Origin of the sequence: Bacillus sp. DTU_2020_1000418_1_SI_GHA_SEK_038 (genome assembly GCF_032341175.1) — a bacterium.
Lineage (GTDB): Bacteria > Bacillota > Bacilli > Bacillales > Cytobacillaceae > Cytobacillus.
In genome coordinates this window covers 1,794,394-1,815,138 of sequence record NZ_CP135435.1, presented here as the reverse complement: position 1 = coordinate 1,815,138, position 20,745 = coordinate 1,794,394, and the positions used below count along the sequence as shown (strand labels likewise).

General features: G+C 38.7%; 22 protein-coding genes and 1 other annotated feature. Of the genes, 1 reads left to right on the top strand and 21 read right to left on the bottom strand.

Features of this window, described 5'->3' with window-relative positions; all coding sequences use genetic code 11:
- Positions 1-173: 173 nt before the first annotated feature.
- Positions 174-1,883 (top strand): Rqc2 family fibronectin-binding protein, encoded by a 1,710-nt coding sequence (locus RRV45_RS09035; protein ID WP_315668484.1) that lies wholly within the window; start codon positions 174-176, stop codon positions 1,881-1,883.
- A gap of 105 nt (positions 1,884-1,988) precedes the next feature.
- Here RRV45_RS09035 and pyrE read toward each other — a convergent pair whose 3' ends face one another.
- The 21 genes from pyrE to sigE form a co-directional block, all read right to left on the bottom strand.
- Positions 1,989-2,612: an orotate phosphoribosyltransferase gene (gene pyrE, locus RRV45_RS09030; protein WP_315668483.1), complete on the bottom strand. Its 624-nt coding sequence runs from the start codon at positions 2,610-2,612 to the stop codon at positions 1,989-1,991.
- A complete protein-coding gene (pyrF, locus tag RRV45_RS09025) occupies positions 2,609-3,325 on the bottom strand; it encodes an orotidine-5'-phosphate decarboxylase (protein ID WP_315668482.1) in 717 nt (238 codons plus the stop codon). Before pyrF ends, pyrE begins: the two co-directional genes overlap by 4 nt.
- Positions 3,326-3,327: 2 nt before the next feature.
- Entirely contained in the window at positions 3,328-4,239 is a 912-nt protein-coding gene (locus tag RRV45_RS09020) for a dihydroorotate dehydrogenase (RefSeq protein ID WP_315668481.1), read from the bottom strand.
- Positions 4,236-5,015 (bottom strand): dihydroorotate dehydrogenase electron transfer subunit, encoded by a 780-nt coding sequence (locus RRV45_RS09015; protein WP_410489345.1) that lies wholly within the window; start codon positions 5,013-5,015, stop codon positions 4,236-4,238. Before RRV45_RS09015 ends, RRV45_RS09020 begins: the two co-directional genes overlap by 4 nt.
- A gap of 46 nt (positions 5,016-5,061) precedes the next feature.
- Positions 5,062-6,348 (bottom strand): dihydroorotase, encoded by a 1,287-nt coding sequence (locus RRV45_RS09010; protein WP_315668480.1) that lies wholly within the window; start codon positions 6,346-6,348, stop codon positions 5,062-5,064.
- Positions 6,311-7,252, bottom strand: a complete 942-nt coding sequence (locus RRV45_RS09005; RefSeq protein ID WP_315668479.1) for an aspartate carbamoyltransferase catalytic subunit — start codon at positions 7,250-7,252, stop codon at positions 6,311-6,313. The genes RRV45_RS09010 and RRV45_RS09005 overlap by 38 nt, the downstream gene beginning before the upstream one ends.
- A gap of 167 nt (positions 7,253-7,419) precedes the next feature.
- On the bottom strand, positions 7,420-8,706 hold the full coding sequence (locus RRV45_RS09000; protein WP_315668478.1) for a solute carrier family 23 protein: 1,287 nt from the start codon (positions 8,704-8,706) through the stop codon (positions 7,420-7,422).
- A gap of 175 nt (positions 8,707-8,881) precedes the next feature.
- The gene (gene pyrR / locus RRV45_RS08995) at positions 8,882-9,424 is read right to left on the bottom strand and encodes a bifunctional pyr operon transcriptional regulator/uracil phosphoribosyltransferase PyrR (RefSeq protein ID WP_315668976.1); all 543 of its coding nucleotides are present in this window, start codon (positions 9,422-9,424) and stop codon (positions 8,882-8,884) included.
- A 187-nt stretch (positions 9,425-9,611) separates the two neighbouring features.
- Complete coding sequence (locus tag RRV45_RS08990; RefSeq protein WP_315668477.1) at positions 9,612-10,517, bottom strand: RluA family pseudouridine synthase; 906 nt, start codon at positions 10,515-10,517, stop codon at positions 9,612-9,614.
- Positions 10,489-10,983, bottom strand: a complete 495-nt coding sequence (gene lspA, locus RRV45_RS08985) for a signal peptidase II (protein ID WP_315668476.1) — start codon at positions 10,981-10,983, stop codon at positions 10,489-10,491. The genes RRV45_RS08990 and lspA overlap by 29 nt, the downstream gene beginning before the upstream one ends.
- A 78-nt stretch (positions 10,984-11,061) precedes the next feature.
- Entirely contained in the window at positions 11,062-11,349 is a 288-nt protein-coding gene (locus tag RRV45_RS08980; RefSeq protein WP_315668475.1) for a hypothetical protein, read from the bottom strand.
- A 150-nt stretch (positions 11,350-11,499) separates the two neighbouring features.
- The gene (gene ileS / locus RRV45_RS08975) at positions 11,500-14,271 is read right to left on the bottom strand and encodes an isoleucine--tRNA ligase (RefSeq protein ID WP_315668474.1); all 2,772 of its coding nucleotides are present in this window, start codon (positions 14,269-14,271) and stop codon (positions 11,500-11,502) included.
- Between the two features lie 112 nt (positions 14,272-14,383).
- Positions 14,384-14,648 (bottom strand) — a binding site (T-box leader).
- Between the two features lie 49 nt (positions 14,649-14,697).
- Complete coding sequence (locus tag RRV45_RS08970) at positions 14,698-15,213, bottom strand: DivIVA domain-containing protein (RefSeq protein ID WP_315668473.1); 516 nt, start codon at positions 15,211-15,213, stop codon at positions 14,698-14,700.
- A gap of 104 nt (positions 15,214-15,317) precedes the next feature.
- Positions 15,318-16,091, bottom strand: coding sequence for a YlmH family RNA-binding protein (locus tag RRV45_RS08965; RefSeq protein ID WP_315668472.1), 774 nt, complete (start codon positions 16,089-16,091; stop codon positions 15,318-15,320).
- Positions 16,092-16,196: 105 nt separating this feature from the next.
- The gene (locus tag RRV45_RS08960; protein ID WP_315668471.1) at positions 16,197-16,460 is read right to left on the bottom strand and encodes a YggT family protein; all 264 of its coding nucleotides are present in this window, start codon (positions 16,458-16,460) and stop codon (positions 16,197-16,199) included.
- 6 nt (positions 16,461-16,466) lie between these two features.
- A complete protein-coding gene (locus RRV45_RS08955; RefSeq protein ID WP_315668470.1) occupies positions 16,467-16,913 on the bottom strand; it encodes a cell division protein SepF in 447 nt (148 codons plus the stop codon).
- 12 nt (positions 16,914-16,925) lie between these two features.
- Positions 16,926-17,603 carry a YggS family pyridoxal phosphate-dependent enzyme gene (locus tag RRV45_RS08950; RefSeq protein ID WP_315668469.1) on the bottom strand — a complete coding sequence of 226 codons (678 nt, stop codon included), beginning with the start codon at positions 17,601-17,603 and terminating at the stop codon, positions 16,926-16,928.
- 6 nt (positions 17,604-17,609) lie between these two features.
- The gene (pgeF, locus tag RRV45_RS08945; RefSeq protein WP_315668468.1) at positions 17,610-18,431 is read right to left on the bottom strand and encodes a peptidoglycan editing factor PgeF; all 822 of its coding nucleotides are present in this window, start codon (positions 18,429-18,431) and stop codon (positions 17,610-17,612) included.
- A 251-nt stretch (positions 18,432-18,682) separates the two neighbouring features.
- A complete protein-coding gene (locus tag RRV45_RS08940) occupies positions 18,683-18,952 on the bottom strand; it encodes a YlmC/YmxH family sporulation protein (protein ID WP_315668467.1) in 270 nt (89 codons plus the stop codon).
- Positions 18,953-19,058: 106 nt separating this feature from the next.
- Positions 19,059-19,838 carry an RNA polymerase sporulation sigma factor SigG gene (gene sigG / locus RRV45_RS08935; protein ID WP_315668466.1) on the bottom strand — a complete coding sequence of 260 codons (780 nt, stop codon included), beginning with the start codon at positions 19,836-19,838 and terminating at the stop codon, positions 19,059-19,061.
- A gap of 173 nt (positions 19,839-20,011) precedes the next feature.
- The gene (sigE, locus tag RRV45_RS08930; protein WP_315668465.1) at positions 20,012-20,731 is read right to left on the bottom strand and encodes an RNA polymerase sporulation sigma factor SigE; all 720 of its coding nucleotides are present in this window, start codon (positions 20,729-20,731) and stop codon (positions 20,012-20,014) included.
- Between the last annotated feature and the right edge of the window lie 14 nt (positions 20,732-20,745).

Here is a 20,745-nt window from a genome sequence, read left to right as displayed (position 1 = left end):
CTTTTTATATATTAGCAGAACGTATGTCCGCAAACCTCAGAAATTAACATTCTTTTTCTCAAATAACGGAACTATTGTCCGTAAAGCTGCCTCTTCTTCCTTTTATAATGTGGACACCTTTTAGGGTTAGTGTAAGAAAAATGAAGATATTAAATAGAAAAGGATGTTTCCTTATGTCATTTGACGGTTTATTTACTAGGGCCATGACAGAAGAATTGACCCGTGAATTAAAAGGCGGAAGAATTAATAAAATTCATCAGCCTTATAAAAATGAAATTATTTTAGTAGTAAGAGCCAATGGAAAAAATCATAAGCTCCTATTATCTGCTCACCCAAGCTATGCACGGGTGCAGCTGACAAATGAATCTCATGACAACCCTGCAGAGCCGCCTATGTTTTGTATGCTCCTTAGAAAGCATTTAGAAGGGTATTTTCTTGAAGATATTAAGCAGGTGGACTTAGATCGGATTATTATTTTTGAAGTAAAAGGGCGGAACGAAATTGGGGATACGTCCTATAAACAACTTATTGTAGAGATTATGGGACGGCATAGCAATATTACATTAGTGGATAAAACGAGAAATATGATTCTCGATAGTATTAAGCATGTTTCATTTGCCGTCAATTCACATCGGGCCATTTTGCCTGGACACGAATACATATTGCCGCCAAGTCAAAATAAATTAAATCCATTTGAAGCAGACGAAACCGAAGTTTTGAAGCAATTGGATTTTAATAGCGGGAAGCTAGATAAGCAGCTTGTCTCAAGCTTTGCTGGAATATCTCCACTTTTCGCAAAAGAAGTCATCTTTCAGGCAGGCTTAGCTAATCGGACAACTTTACCGAAGACGTTTTTAACAATTTTGCAAGAAGTAAAGGTACAGCAAATACAGCCCACAATTACGATGAGTGGAACGAAGGAGAATTTTTATCTATTTCCATTGCATTATTTGCAAGGAGACGCAAGAGAGTTTCAAACATTAAGCAAAATGCTCGATCGCTTTTATTTTGGCAAAGCAGAACGTGACCGTGTAAAACAGCAAGCACATGATCTTGAACGATTTATTATGAACGAAAAAGAAAAAAACGAGAAAAAAATCAAGAAGCTTATGGCTACTTTAAAGGAAGCAGAAAATGCGGATATTCACCAGCTGTATGGCGAATTAGTGACAGCTAATATTTTTGCCATCAAAAAAGGTATGAAGGAAATCGAAGTCATCAATTATTATGATGAACAAGGGGCAACAGTGACCATCCAATTGGAGCCGCAAAAAACTCCATCGGAAAATGCGCAAAGATATTTTACAAAGTACCAGAAAGCGAAAAATGCTATTGGTATTGTAAAAGAACAAATCGAGTTAGCTAGAAAAGAGCACGCGTATTTTGAAGCTTTGCTGCAGCAGGTGGAATCGGCCTCACCGAAGGATATCGAGGAAATTCGCGAAGAGCTGATCGAAGGACAATATATAAAAGATAAACAGAAGCGAAAAAATAAAAAAGTCCAAAACGCGAAGCCAGTGCTGGACCCCTATACTTCCACAGACGGAACAGAAATTTTAGTCGGTAAAAATAATAAGCAAAATGATTATTTAACGAATAAACTGGCAGGCAGAGATGAAATTTGGCTTCATACAAAGGATATTCCCGGTTCCCATGTCGTCATTCGCAGCAAGGAGCCTTCAGAAAAGACAATTCTTGAAGCAGCTGTCCTTGCTGCTTACTTTAGTAAAGCAAGAAATTCGAGCTCCGTACCTGTTGACTTTACTCAAATCAGACATGTCAAAAAGCCTAGCGGTGCAAAGCCCGGATTCGTTATATACGATAACCAGCAAACAATATATGTGACTCCGGATGAGGAAACAGTTCTCGCTTTAAAAAAATAACAAAATAAGGTGCCTGACTCCACAATAAAACCAATATCTAGTTCTCATCAACTAATTTGACACTGGATATTGAATCGTGGTGCCTGGCACCTTTACTAGTTAAGTTTATTTTCCCCATTCCGCAGGATCATTTCTCCATTCGGAAAGCTTCTTCATATCTTCCCCTTGGATATACCCTTTTTCTCTTGCAATTTCCGATAAAGTTTCAAAGTCAGTTAAGGTATAGGCGCTAATATTCGCATTTTCCAAAAGTTCCTTTCCCTTTTGAAGTTGATAGGTGAAAATAGCTACTACTCCTAACACCTCGCACCCAGCCTTTCTGAGCGCCTCAACAGCAGTAATGACGCTGCCGCCTGTTGAAATTAAATCTTCAACCACTACGACCTTTTGACCTGCTTGAGCTTTCCCTTCAATCTGATTCCCTTGACCATGGCCCTTTGGCTTTGAACGTACATAGCACATTGGAAGATCCATTAAATCACTCACCCATGCTGCATGCGGAATGCCCGCAGTAGCTGTACCTGCAATAAGTTCCGCATTTGGAAACTTCGCTAAGATCGTTTCCTTCAGCCCATTGGCAATTTCTTTACGGACGGAAGGGTAGGATAAAGTTAGACGATTATCACAGTATATTGGCGCACGAAGACCTGATGACCATGTAAAAGGATCGTTTGGCTTTAATGCGACAGCTTTTATTTCTAGTAGACTTTCTGCTATTTTGCGATTCATTGGTGAACACCCTCCCACGATTGTTTGAACATTAAATATTTCTCCAGCGGATTTGCAGATTTAGTAATCGAACGGCCAACAACAATCGCCGAAACACCTTCTGACTTGGCAAATTCAGGAGTAGCTACCCGTTTTTGATCCTGTACGTCATCTGACTTTAAACGAATGCCTGGCGTCACTGTAAGAAATGAATTTCCTAATAATTGAGTAATAGGCCGTGCTTCATATGTGGAGCATACAACACCATCCAAGCCTGCTTGCTTGGCAAGTGAGGCATAATGAAGGACGGACTCTTCTAATGACAACTGGATTAATTGTTCCTTCTTCATTTGCTCCTCTGAAGTGCTCGTTAATTGGGTAACAGCAATGCATGCAGGTCTAGCTTGACCACTATCGGACCCCGCCTCTAAGCCTTCGAGAGCTGCTTCCATCATTTCTTTTCCTCCGGCAGCATGGACATTGACGAGGTCACACCCAAGTCTGGCAAGTCCCTTCATCGCACTTCCAACTGTGTTGGGAATATCATGAAGCTTTAAATCTAGAAAAATATCATGTCCTTGATTTTTCAAGTCATGAATAATGCCTGGCCCCTCTTGATAGTACAGCTCCATTCCAACTTTTAAAAATAACTTTTCATCTCCAAAATTCTCGAGGAATCGAAATACTTCTTTTTTACCGGCAAAATCAAGAGCAATGATAATCGAACCATTCATGCTTATTTCCAGCTCCTTCCCGTACACTCAGAAATATGCTCAAAGCCGAGGCTATGCAAAAGTTCTGGTAACTCTTCAATAATTGTTGGACAAATAAACGGATCTACGAAGTTGGCTGTTCCTACAGCTACTGCACTCGCTCCAGCATAATAATATTCAATAACATCCTCAGCCGATTGAATGCCGCCCATTCCGATGATAGGCAGAGAAACACGCTGGCTAACCTCATGGATCATACGGATTGCCACAGGTTTAATGGCAGGGCCCGATAAACCTCCAGTTTGATTCGCTAAGATCGGCTTCCCAGTCTTAAGATCAATTCTCATGCCAACTAAAGTGTTAATCATCGTTAAACCGTCAGCACCACCGTCTTCAATCGCTTTCGCCATGTCGACAATATTTGTTACGTTAGGAGAAAGTTTTACATAAACAGGAACTTCAGAAACCTCTTTCACTTTTTTCGTCAGGTTTTTTGCCACCTCTGGAATGGTGCCAAAAGCAATTCCCCCTGTTTTTACATTCGGACAGGAAATATTCAATTCAAGAGCATGTACATTTGGTGCCTTTGAAATTTCTTTTGCCACTGTAATATAATCTTCTTCCTGCGATCCCGCTACATTGGCGATAATCGGAACATCGAATTGCTCCAGCCAAGTAAGTTCTTCTTTCATTACTTTTTCCAAGCCAGGATTTTGCAATCCGATGGCATTAAGCATGCCAGATGAAGTTTCAGCAACACGCGGTGTCGGGTTTCCAAATCGAGGCTCGTAGGTTGTTGCCTTAATCATAATTGCTCCAAGCAGACTTAAATCATAAAGCTTACTATACTCTCTTCCGAACCCAAAACAGCCTGATGCCGGCATGATAGGATTCTTCAACTCTAAACCAGGCAAGCTTATTTGTAATGATTTCATATGACAACCTCCCCTGCCTTAAATACTGGACCATCACTGCAAACCTTTTTATAGCTGTGCCCCGTCGGATCATCACCCGTATGGCATACACATGCGAAGCAGGCACCGATTCCACAGCCCATCCGTTCTTCCAGCGAAAGATAAACTTTTTTATGTTTATATTTTTGTTCTAGTGCTCTTAGCATTGGCGTTGGACCACAGGAATAGAGAATATCAAATTCAATTCTTTCGTCTTCGATTACATTCGTGACAAATCCTTTTTTTCCAAAACTGCCATCAGCTGTAGCAATATACGTCTCGCCTAGCTCTGAAAACCTCTCATTATAAAAAACGACATTTGCTGATTGGAAGCCAAGAACATGGATAACTTTTACTCCCTTTTTAACAAGCTGTTTTGATAGTTCGTATAAAGGAGGGACTCCAATCCCTCCTCCAACTAAAAGGGCTGTTTCTCCAACCTTTGCCTCCTCTATTGGAAAACCATGGCCTAAAGGACCGAGAACATCAATTGCTTCTCCAATTTTCTTATCAGATAATAATTTTGTACCCTTGCCTTCAGCACGATAGATCATTTTAAACTCTTTTTTACTCTTATTTATTTCCGCTATACTAATTGGCCTTCTTAAAAGAGGGTCGAGCTGATTACCTACTTTCAAGTGGATAAATTGTCCTGGCTCATTCATTTCATTAACAAGCTCCCCCTTTAGAGTGAGCTCAAATATATCGTCAGCGATTTTCTCTTGTGAAACAACTTGACATAATTCTTTTTTAATCATGTGAATACCACCTTTTGACTTCAGCAGAGTACTCTCGCTGTTCTTTTTATTCTGTAACAACTTTGTTGCTCCAAGCAATCTCCCCATTAACCATCGTTAATACTGGCCAGCCTTTACATTCCCAGCCACCAAAAGGCGTATTTCTCCCTTTTGATAAAAATTGTTCAGGATTAATTGCTTCACTATGATTTAAGTCAAGTAATACTATATCAGCAGCTGCTCCAATTTCAATTTTGCCCGATGCAAGACCGAACGTTTCAGCAGGCTTTATTGTTAAGAAGTCAATTAATTGTTTTAAGGTAAAAATTCCTTTTTCAACGAAATGTGTATAAAGAAGCGGGAACGCTGTTTCCAATCCAACAATTCCAAAAGGTGCAAGTTGCATGCCTTCCGCCTTTTCCTCCGCTGTATGCGGGGCATGATCAGTTGCAATAAAATCAATAGTTCCATCTAAAATTCCTTCGATGAGGGCTATTTTGTCTTCTGCACCTCTTAAAGGCGGATTCATTTTATAATTTGTATCCAATCCCGGTATGTCATCCTCACAAATCAGCAGGTGATGAGGAGTTACTTCCGCAGTCACCTTAATGCCTGCTCTTTTCGCATCTCTTACAACTCTGACAGATTCCTTCGTACTAATATGGCAAACATGGTAATGGCAGTGGGCTGCCTCAGCAAGTAAAACGTCCCTAGCTATATGCACAGATTCACAAACAGAAGGAATTCCATTCAATCCATTGCTTTTCGAAAATTCGCCTTCATGAACTGATCCTTTATTGATTAATGTATTTTCTTCACAGTGGGCCACGATCGGCATATTAATTTCAGCAGCACGCTTCATTGCGGCAAGCATTATTCCGGCTGATTGAACTCCAACACCATCATCCGTAAAGGCAAATGCCCCTGCTTCTTTAAGCGCTTGGAAATCTGTAAGCTCTTCACCGATCTCCCGAATAGTAATTGATGCGTAAGGAAGAACACGGACAGAAGCCGTTTCTTCAATTCGTTTATTTAACTTTTCCAGCTGTTCTTTAGAATCTGGGACAGGTCTCGTATTTGGCATTGCTGCTACGGTTGTAAATCCGCCCTTTGCAGCGGACTTAGTTCCAGTTTCAATTGTTTCCTTCTTCTCGCCGCCCGGCTCACGAAGGTGAACATGCAAATCAATAAATCCAGGAGCAATTAGCAGACCCGTCGCATCAATCGTTTCTTTCGCTTCTGTTGTAATACCTTCGCCAATCCCAACAATTTTTCCAGCCTCTATTAAAATATCTTTTTTTATGAATTCTCCTTCATTAGTTAGCAACTGCCCATTCTTTATAAGTGTTGACATCTTTTCCGCCCCTTTCAGTTTGTTCAAGCGCTCTTTTCAGTACCGCCATTCTTACAAAAACACCATTTGTCATTTGCTTAAATATTCTCGAACGTTCACATTCTACTAAGCAATCCGCAATTTCAACATCACGATTGATAGGAGCTGGATGCATGATGATGCTTCCTGGCTTCATTTTTCTTTCCCTTTCCACCGTCAACCCAAAAGCTTGATGATATTCTTCAGCCGTTCGATCTCCTTTTACTTCATGTCGTTCATGCTGAATTCTAAGGAGCATAACAACATCAGAAGTAGCTACTGCCCTATCTATATCTTCAAAGATAACCCCATTTTCAAGAATTTCATCATCAAACCATTCTTCAGGTCCTGAAAAAACAACTTCTGCACCTAACCTCACTAATGTATCCGCATTTGATCTTGCTACTCGGCTATGCCTAATATCACCGATTATCGCAACCTTTAATCCATGAAAGCGGCCAAATTCCTGTTTGATGGTTAATAAATCAAGCAGCGATTGTGTTGGGTGATGTCCACATCCATCACCAGCGTTAATGATTGCTGCATCTGTTTTTCCTTCTAGCTCGTCAAAATAACGATCTTCGCTATGGCGAATAATAACTGCATTTGCCCCGATTGCTTCAAGCGTTTTAACCGTATCGTAAAGAGTTTCCCCTTTTTGCACACTTGATGTACTCACTTCAAATGGTATTGTATCAATTCCTAATCTTCTTTCAGCTACTTCAAAGCTGCATTTCGTTCTTGTGCTATTTTCATAAAATAGATTCGCTACAAATATGTTTTTCCCAGGTGACCATGTACCACCGTCTAAAAAATATTGAGCGTCTTCTAGAATTTCGTTAATTTCATTAATGGTTAATTCAGTTGTCGTTAGTAAATGTTTCATTCATAAACCCTCCCTTATCTTCTAAAAAAACACCCTGACATTTTGTCAGGGTGCTGAAGAGTTGAAGAGACAAGTTGGAAAAAGGAAGAATAGATTTCCTTTGATCCAATCACTTCAACACCCTTTCAAATCTCTCTGGACTTACTTAAAAGGCGTTAACTGTTTAATTAATCTAGTTCTGATTCAAACATATTATCCTTTACCGGCTCTCGGCCAGGCAAGATTAAGTTTAAAACCACTCCGCAAATCGCTGCAAGAGCCATGCCCTGAATCTGAAATGATCCGATATCGACATGTGCTCCGCCAATGCCGATGACGAGGATGACCGATGAAATCACTAGATTTCTTTTATCACCAAAATCTACTTTGCTGTCCACTAACATCCTCAATCCAGATGAGGCGATGATTCCAAATAAGAGAATCGATACTCCACCCATAACAGGTGTTGGAATGGAGCTTATCAGAGCTGAAACTTTTCCGATAAACCCGAAGATAATCGCTAAAACAGCTGCACCGCCTAGTACAAACACGCTATAAATTCTTGTGATCGCAAGTACCCCGATATTTTCACCATACGTAGTCTTTGGCGGTCCGCCCATGATCGCTGAGATCATCGTTGCAGTCCCATCTCCTAGAAGTGAACGATGTAGACCAGGGTCTTTAATATAATCCTTGTTTACAACTTTTCCTAAGACAAGCTGGTGCCCGATATGCTCTGATATTGTAACGATTGCAACCGGCAGCATTAAGAGCATAAGATCTGCTGTGAACTTTAAATCATAATCAGCGAATGGGAAGACAAAGTTAGGAACTTCTACCCATGCAGCCTCCCGTACACCTGTAAAATCAACAATTCCTACTGCAAGTGCATATACATATCCCATGATGATTCCTGCTAAGATTGGGATCATGCTGAGCATCCCTTTAAAGTAGACCGAGAAAATAATCGTCACAGCTAATGTTACAAGCGCTACAGAGAAGTGAAGCATGCTATATTCGCTTGTTACCGGGTTATTCATTGCCATTCCTACCGCTGTTCCCGATAAAGCCAATCCGATAACCATAATCACTGGACCGACAACAATTGGCGGCAGAAGATTCATCAGCCAGCGATAGCCCGCTTTTTTAATAATAAGAGCTACAACCCCATACAAGAGTCCTACCATAAAGCTTCCGATCATCATCGCTCCAATTCCGCCCGCTTTTCCAGCCATTATGAGCGGATAAATATATGCGAAGGAGGAGCCTAAATAAGCTGGTACTTTCCATTGTGTAATGATTAGGAAGGCCAATGTCCCAAATCCACTCGAAATTAACGCTATGGCAGGATCTAAATCAACAAGATAAGGAACTAATACAGTTGCGCCGAACATGGCGAATAAATGCTGTAAACTTAAAGTTAACCATTGCATTGGTGATGGTACATCTTTAATGTCTAATACTGGTTTGTTCATAATCTACCTCTCCTACTAGTTGATGTTCATGTCTATTTCTTTTTTAGAGTGTAGCCATAAAAAAACCTCTTTGCCAAATTTGCGCAAAGAGGGTACAAGCATACAGTAAAAGACTATTCTGTATTTGTGTCTCCCCCTTTGTCAGCCTCACAGGACTGCTTTTAAAAAGGGTTATTTAGTTTTCAAATATACTTACCTGATCGACTTGATCGACTTCCTTTAATTCCACAACAATTTTCTCTGAGCTCGATGTTGGAATGTTTTTCCCAACAAAATCTGCCCTGATTGGCAATTCTCTATGTCCACGATCCACAAGGACTGCTAGTTGGATTGTAGACGGTCTGCCGATATCCATCAATGCATCAAGGGCAGCCCTTACTGTCCTGCCTGTATAAAGGACATCATCAATCAGTATAACCTTTTGGTCATTAATATCCTTTGGTATATCTGAACCTTTGACTAGCGGTTCTTGACTGTCTGTAATTTTTGTTAAATCATCTCTATATAGCGTAATATCTAATTCTCCAACAGCAATCTTTGTTCCTTCAATTTGCTCGATTCTTTCAGCAAGGCGAGTTGCAAGGTAAATTCCCCGCGTTCGAATCCCAACGAGTACACAGCCTTCAATACCTTTGTTTCTTTCTATAATCTCATGGGCAATCCTTGTTAATGCTCTTCTTATTGCTTGTTCATCGAGTACGATCGCTTTCTGTGAAATATTAACCACCCCTTTACAAAAAAACTCCCGCCGCGATGGCGAGAGGATATAGGCGTATCTAAAGGTAACAAGACATTGAATACACGTCTTGAATCTTATCCGCTTCCTTCTCAGCCTCACGGGACTGTGATTAAAGGACTTATTCAACTATAGTAATTTTATTTTACATACACTTAGATGTCAATCATTATTTTTGCAGCTGTTCAATTAGTTGCCCGAAATAATCCGGTAATGGGGCTTCAAATTCTAGGTATTCACCTGATCTAGGATGGACAAATCCTAAAATTCCCGCGTGTAATGCCTGTCCCCCAAGATCAAGTGTTTTTCTCGGTCCATATTTAGGATCCCCCACAAGCGGGTAGCCTATATACTTCATATGTACACGAATTTGGTGCGTTCTTCCCGTTTCCAGCTGGCATTCAATGAACGTATAATCGTTAAACCGATCAAGCACATGAAAATGGGTAACGGCTTTTTTTCCATTATCAGTGACAGCCATACTTTGCCTATCTTTCTGATCACGTGCGATAGGTGCATCAATGGTTCCGTAATCATGAGGAATTACGCCATGAACGATCGCCTTATATTTTCTTGTTACAGTTTTTTCAACAAGCTGGTTTACAAGACTTTCATGGGCAAGATCATTTTTTGCTACCATTAATAATCCAGAAGTGTCTTTATCAATTCGATGAACAATCCCTGGTCTCATGACCCCGTTAATTCCGGACAAATCTTTACAATGTGCCATTAGTCCATTAACAAGTGTCCCAGTTAAATGGCCTGGTGCTGGATGTACAACCATTCCTTTAGGTTTATTGACAACTAATACATCCTGATCCTCATAAAAAATTTCTAAATCCATTTCTTCCGGTACAACATCTAATTCTTCTGGTTCAGGAATTTGAATTACTATTTGGTCATTCCTATTGCATTTATAATTTGTTTTTATTTTTTGTCCGTTGATGAGAACATGCCCATCCTTTATCCACAGCTGAACCTGTGTTCTAGACCATTCCTCATTTAAAGATGTAAGAACTTTATCTATTCTTTCACCCGTTTGTTCCTCAGGAATGATGTGTTCCATTTTCTCCATGAGATTTCTCCTTTTTCAACGCTCTCTCTTCTAGCAGCATTTGTATCATAAGCATAGCAACACCGATCACTAAAGCGGAATCGGCAATATTAAAGACAGGGAAATCATAGCCAAAAATATAAGTGTTAATAAAATCAACGACTTCTTTGTGAATGACCCGATCAATAAAATTCCCAATCGCCCCTCCTAGCATAAAGCCTAGTGATACACCTAGCAGAGGTTTGCCTTTTGCAGCTTTTTGCATGTAATAAATGATTCCGATAATAACAATAACGGTTATTATATAGAAAAACCACATTTGCCCTTGCAATATTCCCCAAGCAGCCCCTTTGTTTCGATGAGAGGTTATATAGAGGAAATTTTCGATTACTTCCACACTTTCTCCTAATTGAAAGTTTTTGACTATAAGCCATTTCGTGAATTGATCAAGCGCAATAATAAATAAAGCTATTATGTAATAAAACACAAAGGCAACCCCCACATTTTCATTGTATTACCTTTGCATTTTAGCACATTCTTTATAAAAAACACAGTAATCCTGTTATTAATGAAATATCCCCTTTCTGAAATAACTGTCGATTTTTCCATAGTCGTCCAAAGATTTTATTGTTGGTACCATAGTTAGCAGCTCTTCAGGAATAGGCTCACCTGAAATTTCGCATCTGCCAAAAAGACCTAATTCAATTTTATTTAATGTATCTTCCACATCTAATAGTTCTGCTTTAATAATTGGTTTAATGAGGGACGAGGAATTATTGTCCATTAACCTTTCTAAAAGTTCCATTCGTGTTTTACGGAGTTCCGAATAAAGGGGTTCTGCTTTGGCATCCATTTATGCTCCTCCGTTCTATTTATTTCTACCTATTATATCCGCATGCACTTATTAAAGTCAGTGTAAGTTTTTACAGTGAGTACAACAATTAACAAAGGGTCAGATCCCGCAAGAAATACGTTGCGGGGTCTGACCCTCCTCGTGAAAATATTAAGCTAAATGGCTGTATTGCGTTTTAACAACATCCGCACATCTAGAGCATAATGTATTAAATTCTTCAACCTGCCCGACTTCTGGTGTTACAGTCCAGCAGCGTTCACAAGTTTCCCCTTCTGCTTTAGAAATAACGATTGCTGTATTTTCAAACTTAAGGGCATTTTCAGGTGCATCCTCAATCAAGCCAGCCACTTCAAACCCTGAAACAATGAAGAGTTGTTTGACATTCTCATCAATAGAGTCAAGTAAGCCCTTCGTCTTATCATCCACAAACATCGTCACTTTCGCTGTAAGTGATTTACCAATTACCTTTTCATTACGCGCTTCTTCAAGAGCTTTCAAAACATCATCACGCAGTGTCATGAATGATGTCCATTTTTCTTCCAGCCCTTTAGCGTTAGGCAGTTCCTTATATTCTGGCATATCTGTTAGCTGAACACTTTCTTCTTTTACTGATGGGATAAAGCTCCAAACTTCATCAGCTGTATGAGAAAGAATAGGTGCAACCAATTTTGTCAAGGAAATTAAGCACTCATACAGAACCGTTTGAATAGCTCGGCGATCAGGATGATCTTTTCCTTCAATATATAGAATATCCTTTGCAAAATCGAGATAGAATGCACTTAAATCAAGTGTACAGAAATTATTAACAGCATGATAAATGCCTGCATACTCGTAATTGTCATAGGCTTCTCGGACAGTCTTAACTAATTTATTTAACTTAACAAGCATAAACTGGTCTACTTCACGCAGATTTTCAAATGCAACTGTATTTGTGCTTGGATCAAAGTCAGCAAGATTTCCTAATAAGAATCGGAATGTATTTCTAATCTTGCGGTACACCTCTGTTACTTGCTTTAGAATCGCATCAGAAACACGAACATCGGCCTGATAATCTACTGAAGCCACCCATAGCCTTAAAATATCTGCACCTAATTGATTCATTACCTTGGCTGGAATGACAACATTGCCTAATGATTTACTCATCTTTCTTCCTTCACCATCTAAGACAAATCCATGGCTTAGAATCCCTTTGTATGGTGCCTTTCCTGTAACAGCAACTGCTGTTGACAGGGATGAGTTAAACCATCCTCGGTACTGGTCTGATCCTTCTAAATATAAATCAGCCGGTCTTTGCAGATCATCTCGCTCTAATAATACAGCCTGGTGTGAAGATCCTGAATCGAACCAAACATCCATAATATCTGTTTCTTTTGTAAACTTTCCATTTGGACTTTCAGGATGGGTAAAGCCCTCAGGCAGTAAATCTTTTGCTTCTTTTTCAAACCAAATGTTTGAACCATGCTCCCTAAATAATTTAGAAACATGATCAATTGTTTCATCGGTAATAATAGGTTCTCCATTTTCTGCATAAAATACAGGAATTGGCACACCCCATGCTCGCTGACGTGAAATGCACCAATCTCCACGGTCGCGAACCATATTAAATAATCGTGTTTCTCCCCAGGCAGGCACAAACTTTGTTTCATTTATTGCATCCAATAGCTCTTTGCGGAAATCTTTAATGGAAGCAAACCATTGTGCTGTTGCGCGATAAATCACTGGCTTTTTTGTTCTCCAGTCATGTGGATAGGAATGGGTAATGAATGAAAGCTTTAATAACGCACCAGCCTCATCAAGTTTTTCCGTAATTGATTTATTGGCTTCATCATAAAATAACCCTTCAAAGCCCTCCGCTTCTTTCGTCATATATCCGCGGTCATCAACAGGACATAATACATCAAGGCCATACTTCTGACCAACATAGAAGTCGTCTTCCCCGTGACCAGGTGCGGTATGAACACATCCGGTTCCTGCATCAATCGTAACGTGTTCCCCTAATACGACAAGTGAATCGCGTCCATATAATGGATGGATAGCAACAATATTTTCAAGCTCTGAGCCTTGAACTGTTTTTACTACTTGAGGATCTTGCCATTCTACTTCCTTCGTAACAGCTTCTAAAAGGTCAGCTGCAACAACATATTTTTGACCTTTTTCTTCCACAACAACATATTTAAGCTCAGGATGAACAGCGATCCCTAGATTAGCAGGAATTGTCCAAGGTGTCGTAGTCCAAATGACGATTTTCGTGTCTTTTTCTAATACATCCTTGCCATCAGCTACTTTAAAGCCTACATAGATAGATGGAGAACGCTTATCTTTATACTCAATTTCTGCTTCTGCTAATGCAGATTCAGAGGATGGGGACCAATATACTGGCTTTAAGCCTTTGTAAATATAGCCTTTCTTCGCCATATCTCCAAAAACCTTGATTTGCTGTGCCTCATATTCAGGCTTTAAAGTAATATATGGATTTTCCCAATCTCCTCTTACACCCAAACGTTTAAACTGAGTACGCTGGCTGTCAATTTGTTCATATGCATATTGTTCGCAGAGCTTTCTGAACTCTGCTACCGTCATTTCCTTACGCTTAACACCTTTATTCGTCAATGCCTGTTCAATAGGAAGACCATGAGTATCCCAGCCTGGAACATATGGGGCATGGTAACCACTCATTGACTTATGGCGGACAATCATATCTTTTAAAATTTTATTTAAAGCATGGCCAATGTGAATATCACCATTTGCATATGGAGGCCCATCATGCAAAACAAACATTGGACGGCCTTTCGTACGTTCTTGAACTTTCTCATAAATATTCATTTCTTCCCATTTTGCCTGAATTTCAGGCTCACGGTTCGGTAAATTTCCACGCATTGGAAATTCTGTTTTTGGCATTAATAAAGTATCTTTGTATTCCATTTGCTTTTCCTCCCGTAGCTTTAACTAGCTTCATGATTACCATTTTTAACAACATTAAACCAATTGTTGATGTGGCAAGAGCTTATAAAAATAAAAAAAACCCCTCATCCCAAAAAGGGACGAGAAGGTATTATTTCCCGCGGTACCACCCTTGTAGATAGAATAATAATTAATTTTCTATCCGCTTTAAAAATTCTTAACGTGAATGACTCGCCTTTATCTACTAATCCTTAAAGGATGTTCAACAAAGGAACTCAAGGGTGATCTTCCAAATTTCCGCTTACTCCAGGCTCTCACCTTCCCTGGTTCGCTGACAATGCTTTTCTTAGCATTGATCTAAGCTATGAAATTTGTACTGTCCCTCTCACAGTTAATGTTCATAATTTACATTCTTTTTAAGATTATATGCGATATATTCTGCTTTCGTCAAGCTAATGAATCCTCTTCTTGAGCGGATTTTAATTCTGTAGCATCAAGCTTATATTCGAGCAAATGATCCCAGTCATCGTTATTTAACAAATCAAGCTGAGCTTCGATCAGCATTTTAAAGCGAGTTCTGAACACCTTTGATTGCTTTTTTAATTCCTCAATTTCAAGGGCAATTTTTCTTGCCTTAGATAATGATTCATTGACAATTCGATCCGCATTTTTCTCAGCTTCTTTAATGATAAGCTTTGCTTCCTTTTGTGCGTTTCTTCTTACTTCTTCTGCCGCCTCTTGGGCTACTACAATTGATTTATTTAACGTTTCCTCGATTGTGGTAAAATGGCCAATCCGTTCGTTTTGATCATTCAGTCTTTCCTCTAAGTCCTTCTTTTCTCTGATCAGAATTTCATAGTCTTTAATTACTTGGTCAAGAAATTCATTTACTTCATCTTCATCATAACCTCGGAATCCTTTGCTGAATTCTTTATTATGAATATCCAACGGTGTTAATGGCATCTTGGCCACCTCCCAAATTCGGTAGTTATATTTATGTATATATTTAATAAATTCCTATCTAAATAAATTCGACAACTTGCAGCAAAATCCTGCATTTTTAATAATTATTTTTGTTTTCCCGCAGTTATTTTCCATTTATCCCTTTTGGTCTTTCCTTCCAAAGCAATAATTTTTGCTCGTCCATACCCTCTTATAGAAATTATATCACTTTCTCTCACTTCAAAAGCTGGATTTTCAATTAAAGTCCAATTTACTTTAGTAAGACCTTGTTGAATTAAAGTTTGAGATTTCTGCCTTGAAATATTATGAATGGCAGAAGCAACAGTATCTAACCGTAAAGATGTTGAGGTTACAGATTGTTCAGACCATATTTCCTTCGACTGCAGTGCTCTGTTTAAAGGCTGATATATTAAGCTGACTGAGGCCTTGCCAATTGTGTTCAATTGAGTAGAAATATAGTGTTCAATGTCTCTCGTAACAAAAAACTGGATACTATCACCTTCAAAGAGGATATCACCATATTTCACCCTTTTTAGTCCAAGGGACATAAGGCTGCCAAGCACTTGAGGATGTTCCAAATTAACAAACTTTTTGGGATAGTCAACTTCAAATAAAGATATTTGAAAATCTTCCTCCTCGGGCTGTAAGTATTCAGGATATAGCAAAGCACGCTTCCTTTCAGCTAGTTCAAATCCGCCAAACAGATGTATCTTTACATCATTATTCATTCCAATCAATTGTCTGATGATTTCCTGCTCTCTTGGATCCAGAAATTCAGTTAATTTCGGTGCATATGTAATTTCTACAGAATTCTTCCAGTTTAGAACCTGATCAATGAAACCTTTTTCTTCAGGTCGAAAGTGCTGATAAACAGACATTTACTTAATATTCCCCTTTAAGTAGCTTCCTTGATTATTCTTTTCACAGCCCTCGAAATTCAAAAACAAAAAAGGGCCTTTGAAAGAGCCCCAATACTTCTTAAATTATGCAATCCAAACGAACAATTGAGCTAATCCGCTGGATGCAAAGCGCAGAACTAAAATAGCCACAATTGGAGATATATCAATCATTCCAAGTGGGGGAATAATTTTTCTAAATGGCTCTAAATACGGTTCACAAATTCTTCCTAAAAACTGCCCAATTCCTGACTCCCGTGCATTAGGAAACCAGGACAATAAAATATAAATGATTAATGCCCATGAATAATAGTAGATAATCGATGTTAACACACTAAGTATAATTCCCATTAAATTTTACCACCTCGAACTTTCGTATTCAGTTTCTTGCATGATTTGCGAAATATTACCGGAGACCTCGATATTATCAGGTGTACATAAGAAAATATCAGTCCCTATTTTCTGGATATCCCCGCCAATTGCATAGACGGTCCCACTCAAGAAGTCCACAATTCTTTTTGCCTGGTCCCGATCAATTCTTTGTAAATTAACGACAACTGCTCTTCTGTTTTTCAATTGATCAGCAATGTCTTGGGCTTCAGCATACACACGTGGTTCAATTAAAACCACCTTGGAGGACTTTTGAACACTTTGAAGACTGACTACATTATTCTTCTGAACCTGCTGTTTTTGAGATTGAGGCTGTTTTGGTTGTTCGGGCTCTTCTTCCATATATTCCTCTTCCCGATCATCGTATTCATCATCTAGGAAGAAAAATGTTTTAAATTTAGATTTTATGCTCATTTTATTAACCTCCTATTCCTCGTTTCCTACTAGAGCAGTTCCTATCCGAATCATTGTTGCACCTTCTTCAATGGCAATCTCGAAGTCATTTGACATACCCATTGATAGCTCATGACAAGGTGCGTATTCTAATTTCAACTCTTGTATGTCAGTTTGCAGTCTTTTAAGCTTTTGGAAGCATGATCGCAATATTTCATCATCAGAAGTTAGCGGAGCCATTGTCATTAAGCCGGATACAAGAATATTAGGATAATGACTTAGCTCTGCAATGAATTCCTTAACCTCTTCAGGATGAATTCCCTGCTTTGACTCTTCACCTGAAACATTAACTTGAATAAAACAATTAATTTTCTTGTTTGCACGCTTATTTATTTCTTGAGCAAGCGACAACCTGTCCACGGAGTGAATATATTCCACTTTATCAATAATATTCTTTACTTTTCTAGATTGTAAAGTACCAATAAAATGCCATACCGGCTTGTCCTTGATCACTTCCCATTTTTCTAGGAGCCCGTCATCTCGATTTTCTCCTAAATGGATAATACCCGCATCAAGTGCTTCTAAGGCACGTTCAGTTGATACGTATTTAGTTACAGCAATAACCTTAATATCCTCACTATTTCGATTAGCTCTTTCACAAGCTTCGTTTATTTTATGTTGAATTGCTTTTAGATTTTCAATGACCTTCATTTAAAACTAGAAATCCTCCTTCCAGCCAATAAAACTCATCATTCTTCCTGTTTTCCCTTTATCTCTTCGGTGCGAGAAGAAATCATTGTTTTCACAGCTGGTACATAAATTTGTTACACTTATATTTTTTTCCAAGACGCCTGATTTAATTAGGATGTCTTTATTTAATTGCTTTAAATCAAGAAAATATTGATTATCCTCTATTTGAGTATAAGGTTTAGGATGATAATCAGCTAAGTTCTTGTTTATTAATGATATAACACGATTGTCTACAATATAACAATTACCACAAATGGATGGACCAATAACGGCATGAAGACCTTCTATATCCATCCCTTCTTGTTTATACATTGCAACCATTTCTCTAGCAATTCCATTGACTGTCCCCTTCCATCCTGCGTGAGCAACACCAATTGCCTTGGACTTTTCATGGAAGAAATATAGAGGAACACAGTCAGCGTAGCATAAGGTTAGTAGCAATCCTGTATCCGTTGTAAAAAAGCCATCTGTTGCATTGAAAGAATCCTCATATTGTAATGAGCCTCTCCCTCTGTCTTCCTTTACAACCTTTTCTATGTGTATGTCATGGGTTTGTTCTGCACTAACCCAAGTATGAAGCGGGAACCCTAGGATTTCACCCATATGTTCCCGATTTTGTCTAACAGATTGTAATGAATCATTTACATGAAGCCCGAGATTCATAGAAGAGTAAGCACCTTTACTAACGCCGCCTTTTTTACTCGTAAATCCTGCAAGTAAACGAGGAAACTTTTCTTCCCATTCATTAATGACAAAATACTCGCTTTTTTTAAAAATAAATGGTTCCATTCAAATACCCCATTATATGTCTAGCTTAAGCGCCAACCCCCGATGTACAGGACGTACAAGTGTCGACAATGCGACAGGACGTCGCGTTTTTGTCGACCTCGAGGTCACAAGCCAATCCTTCATGAAAGGAAAAAACACCTTTCCTGAAGGCTCGTCTTGTGCTTGTCGGGGGTGGGCAAGGCGCTTACGCATTTCATTTTTTCTATAGTTTACCATAGTCTAGCCTCACTTCACAGCTAAAAAGGCATTATTTACTCATCTTCATCGACATCTTTCTCCATATTACCACTCACATAACGAACAAGGATGACATCTTCCCCAATCTTTAAGATATTTCTCCAAGGAATAATCAGATCCTCGTCCCGACCAAAAAAGCCTAATACCTTTCCTGTTCCTCCAATGATAACAGCGTTTATTTTCCCAGTTTGCACATTAATATCTATATCCCCCACATTACCAAGCTTCTTGCCATTTGCTACATTTATGACATCCTTCATTTGGAAATCTGATATTCTTATCATTTCCTCCCACTCCCATCATTTCGCATCGATATAGAATATATATGACTATCCATAATAAATTATCGTATGTATGATAGAAAAAAGAATAAGCTGCCAAAAAGGCAGCTTAGCTTTGAATATTTTTATTCATTTGTTTGATGGCAGCTTTCTCAAGTCTTGATACTTGTGCCTGAGAGATGCCGATTTCTTCAGCAACTTCCATTTGAGTTTTCCCTTGAAAAAAGCGTTTACGCAGAATTAGCTTTTCCCGATCGTTTAACCTTCTCATTCCTTCTTTTAAGGCTATTTCCTCAATCCATTGAATATCCTTACTTTTTTCATCGCTTATTTGATCCACTACATAAATTGGATCTCCCCCATCATTATAAATGGGTTCAAATAAGGACACAGGGTCTTGAATTGCATCTAAAGCAAATACAATTTCTTCATGCGGCACATCAAGCTCCTTCGCAATTTCAACTGCTGTCGGCTCTCTCGATGTTTTACTCATTAATCGTTCTCTTACTTGCAGTGCCTTATAAGCAATATCCCTTAGTGAACGAGAGACGCGTATCGGATTATTATCACGCAAATATCTTCTAATTTCGCCTATTATCATGGGAACAGCATAGGTGGAAAACTTAACGTTTTGACTTAAATCAAAATTATCAATAGACTTCATTAGACCGATACAGCCGACCTGGAATAGATCATCAACAAATTCACCCCTGTTATTAAAACGCTGGATAACGCTGAGAACTAGGCGTAAATTACCGTTGACGAGTTTTTCCCGTGCGGTTATATCCCCCTTATGCATTTGCTTGAAGAGCTCTCTCATTTCTTCGTTTTTCAAAACTGGAAGCTTTGATGTATCAACACCGCAAATTTCTACTTTATTTCGAGTCAATTCTTTCCCTCCTCACAGGAGCTGCTGTACAAAAACAGTATTTCCTTGAGGAGGAAAAATATGCACGGCTATAAGTTGCTCTAGAACACATAAATTGGAAAAAACACGATGGATTCAAGCTTTAATCCTGAATTTTTTTTGAAAATATTTTTTCGAAATAACAAATTTGCACCCTATACCATTTTATTAAATTCTTTTTTAAGCCGCTTAATAATACGCTTTTCTAATCTTGAAATATACGATTGTGAGATGCCCAGCATATCAGCTACATCCTTTTGGGTTTTCTCTTCCCCTGTTCCGAGACCGAAACGCAGCTCCATAATTTGCTTTTCTCTATCAGATAACTGATGTAAAGCCTTTGATAAGAGTTTCTTATCTACATTTGCTTCGAGATCCTTCGTAATAATATCTTCCTCCGTACCCAATACATCTGATAAAAGCAGTTCATTTCCATCCCAATCAATATTCAATGGCTCATCAAAGGAAACCTCAGAGCGAATTTTATTATTTCTTCTTAAATACATTAAAATCTCATTTTCAATACACCTTGATGCATATGTAGCAAGCTTTATTTTCTTTTCGGGATTAAAGGTATTTACTGCTTTTATAAGGCCAATGGTGCCAATGCTAATTAAGTCTTCAATATTGATTCCTGTATTTTCAAACTTCCTGGCAATATAAACTACCAGTCTTAAATTTCTTTCAATTAAAATGGATCTAGCAGCTTTATCACCGTTCGGAAGTTTTTCTAATAACAGTTCCTCTTCTTCCTTGCTAAGAGGAGGGGGCAGTGCTTCGCTTCCACCAATATAATATACTTCATCTGTTCTAAGTCCAAGCTTCATTAATAATTTATACCAATAGTATGATAAGCGAAGTTTTAACCGTTTCATGAAATATCCTCCTC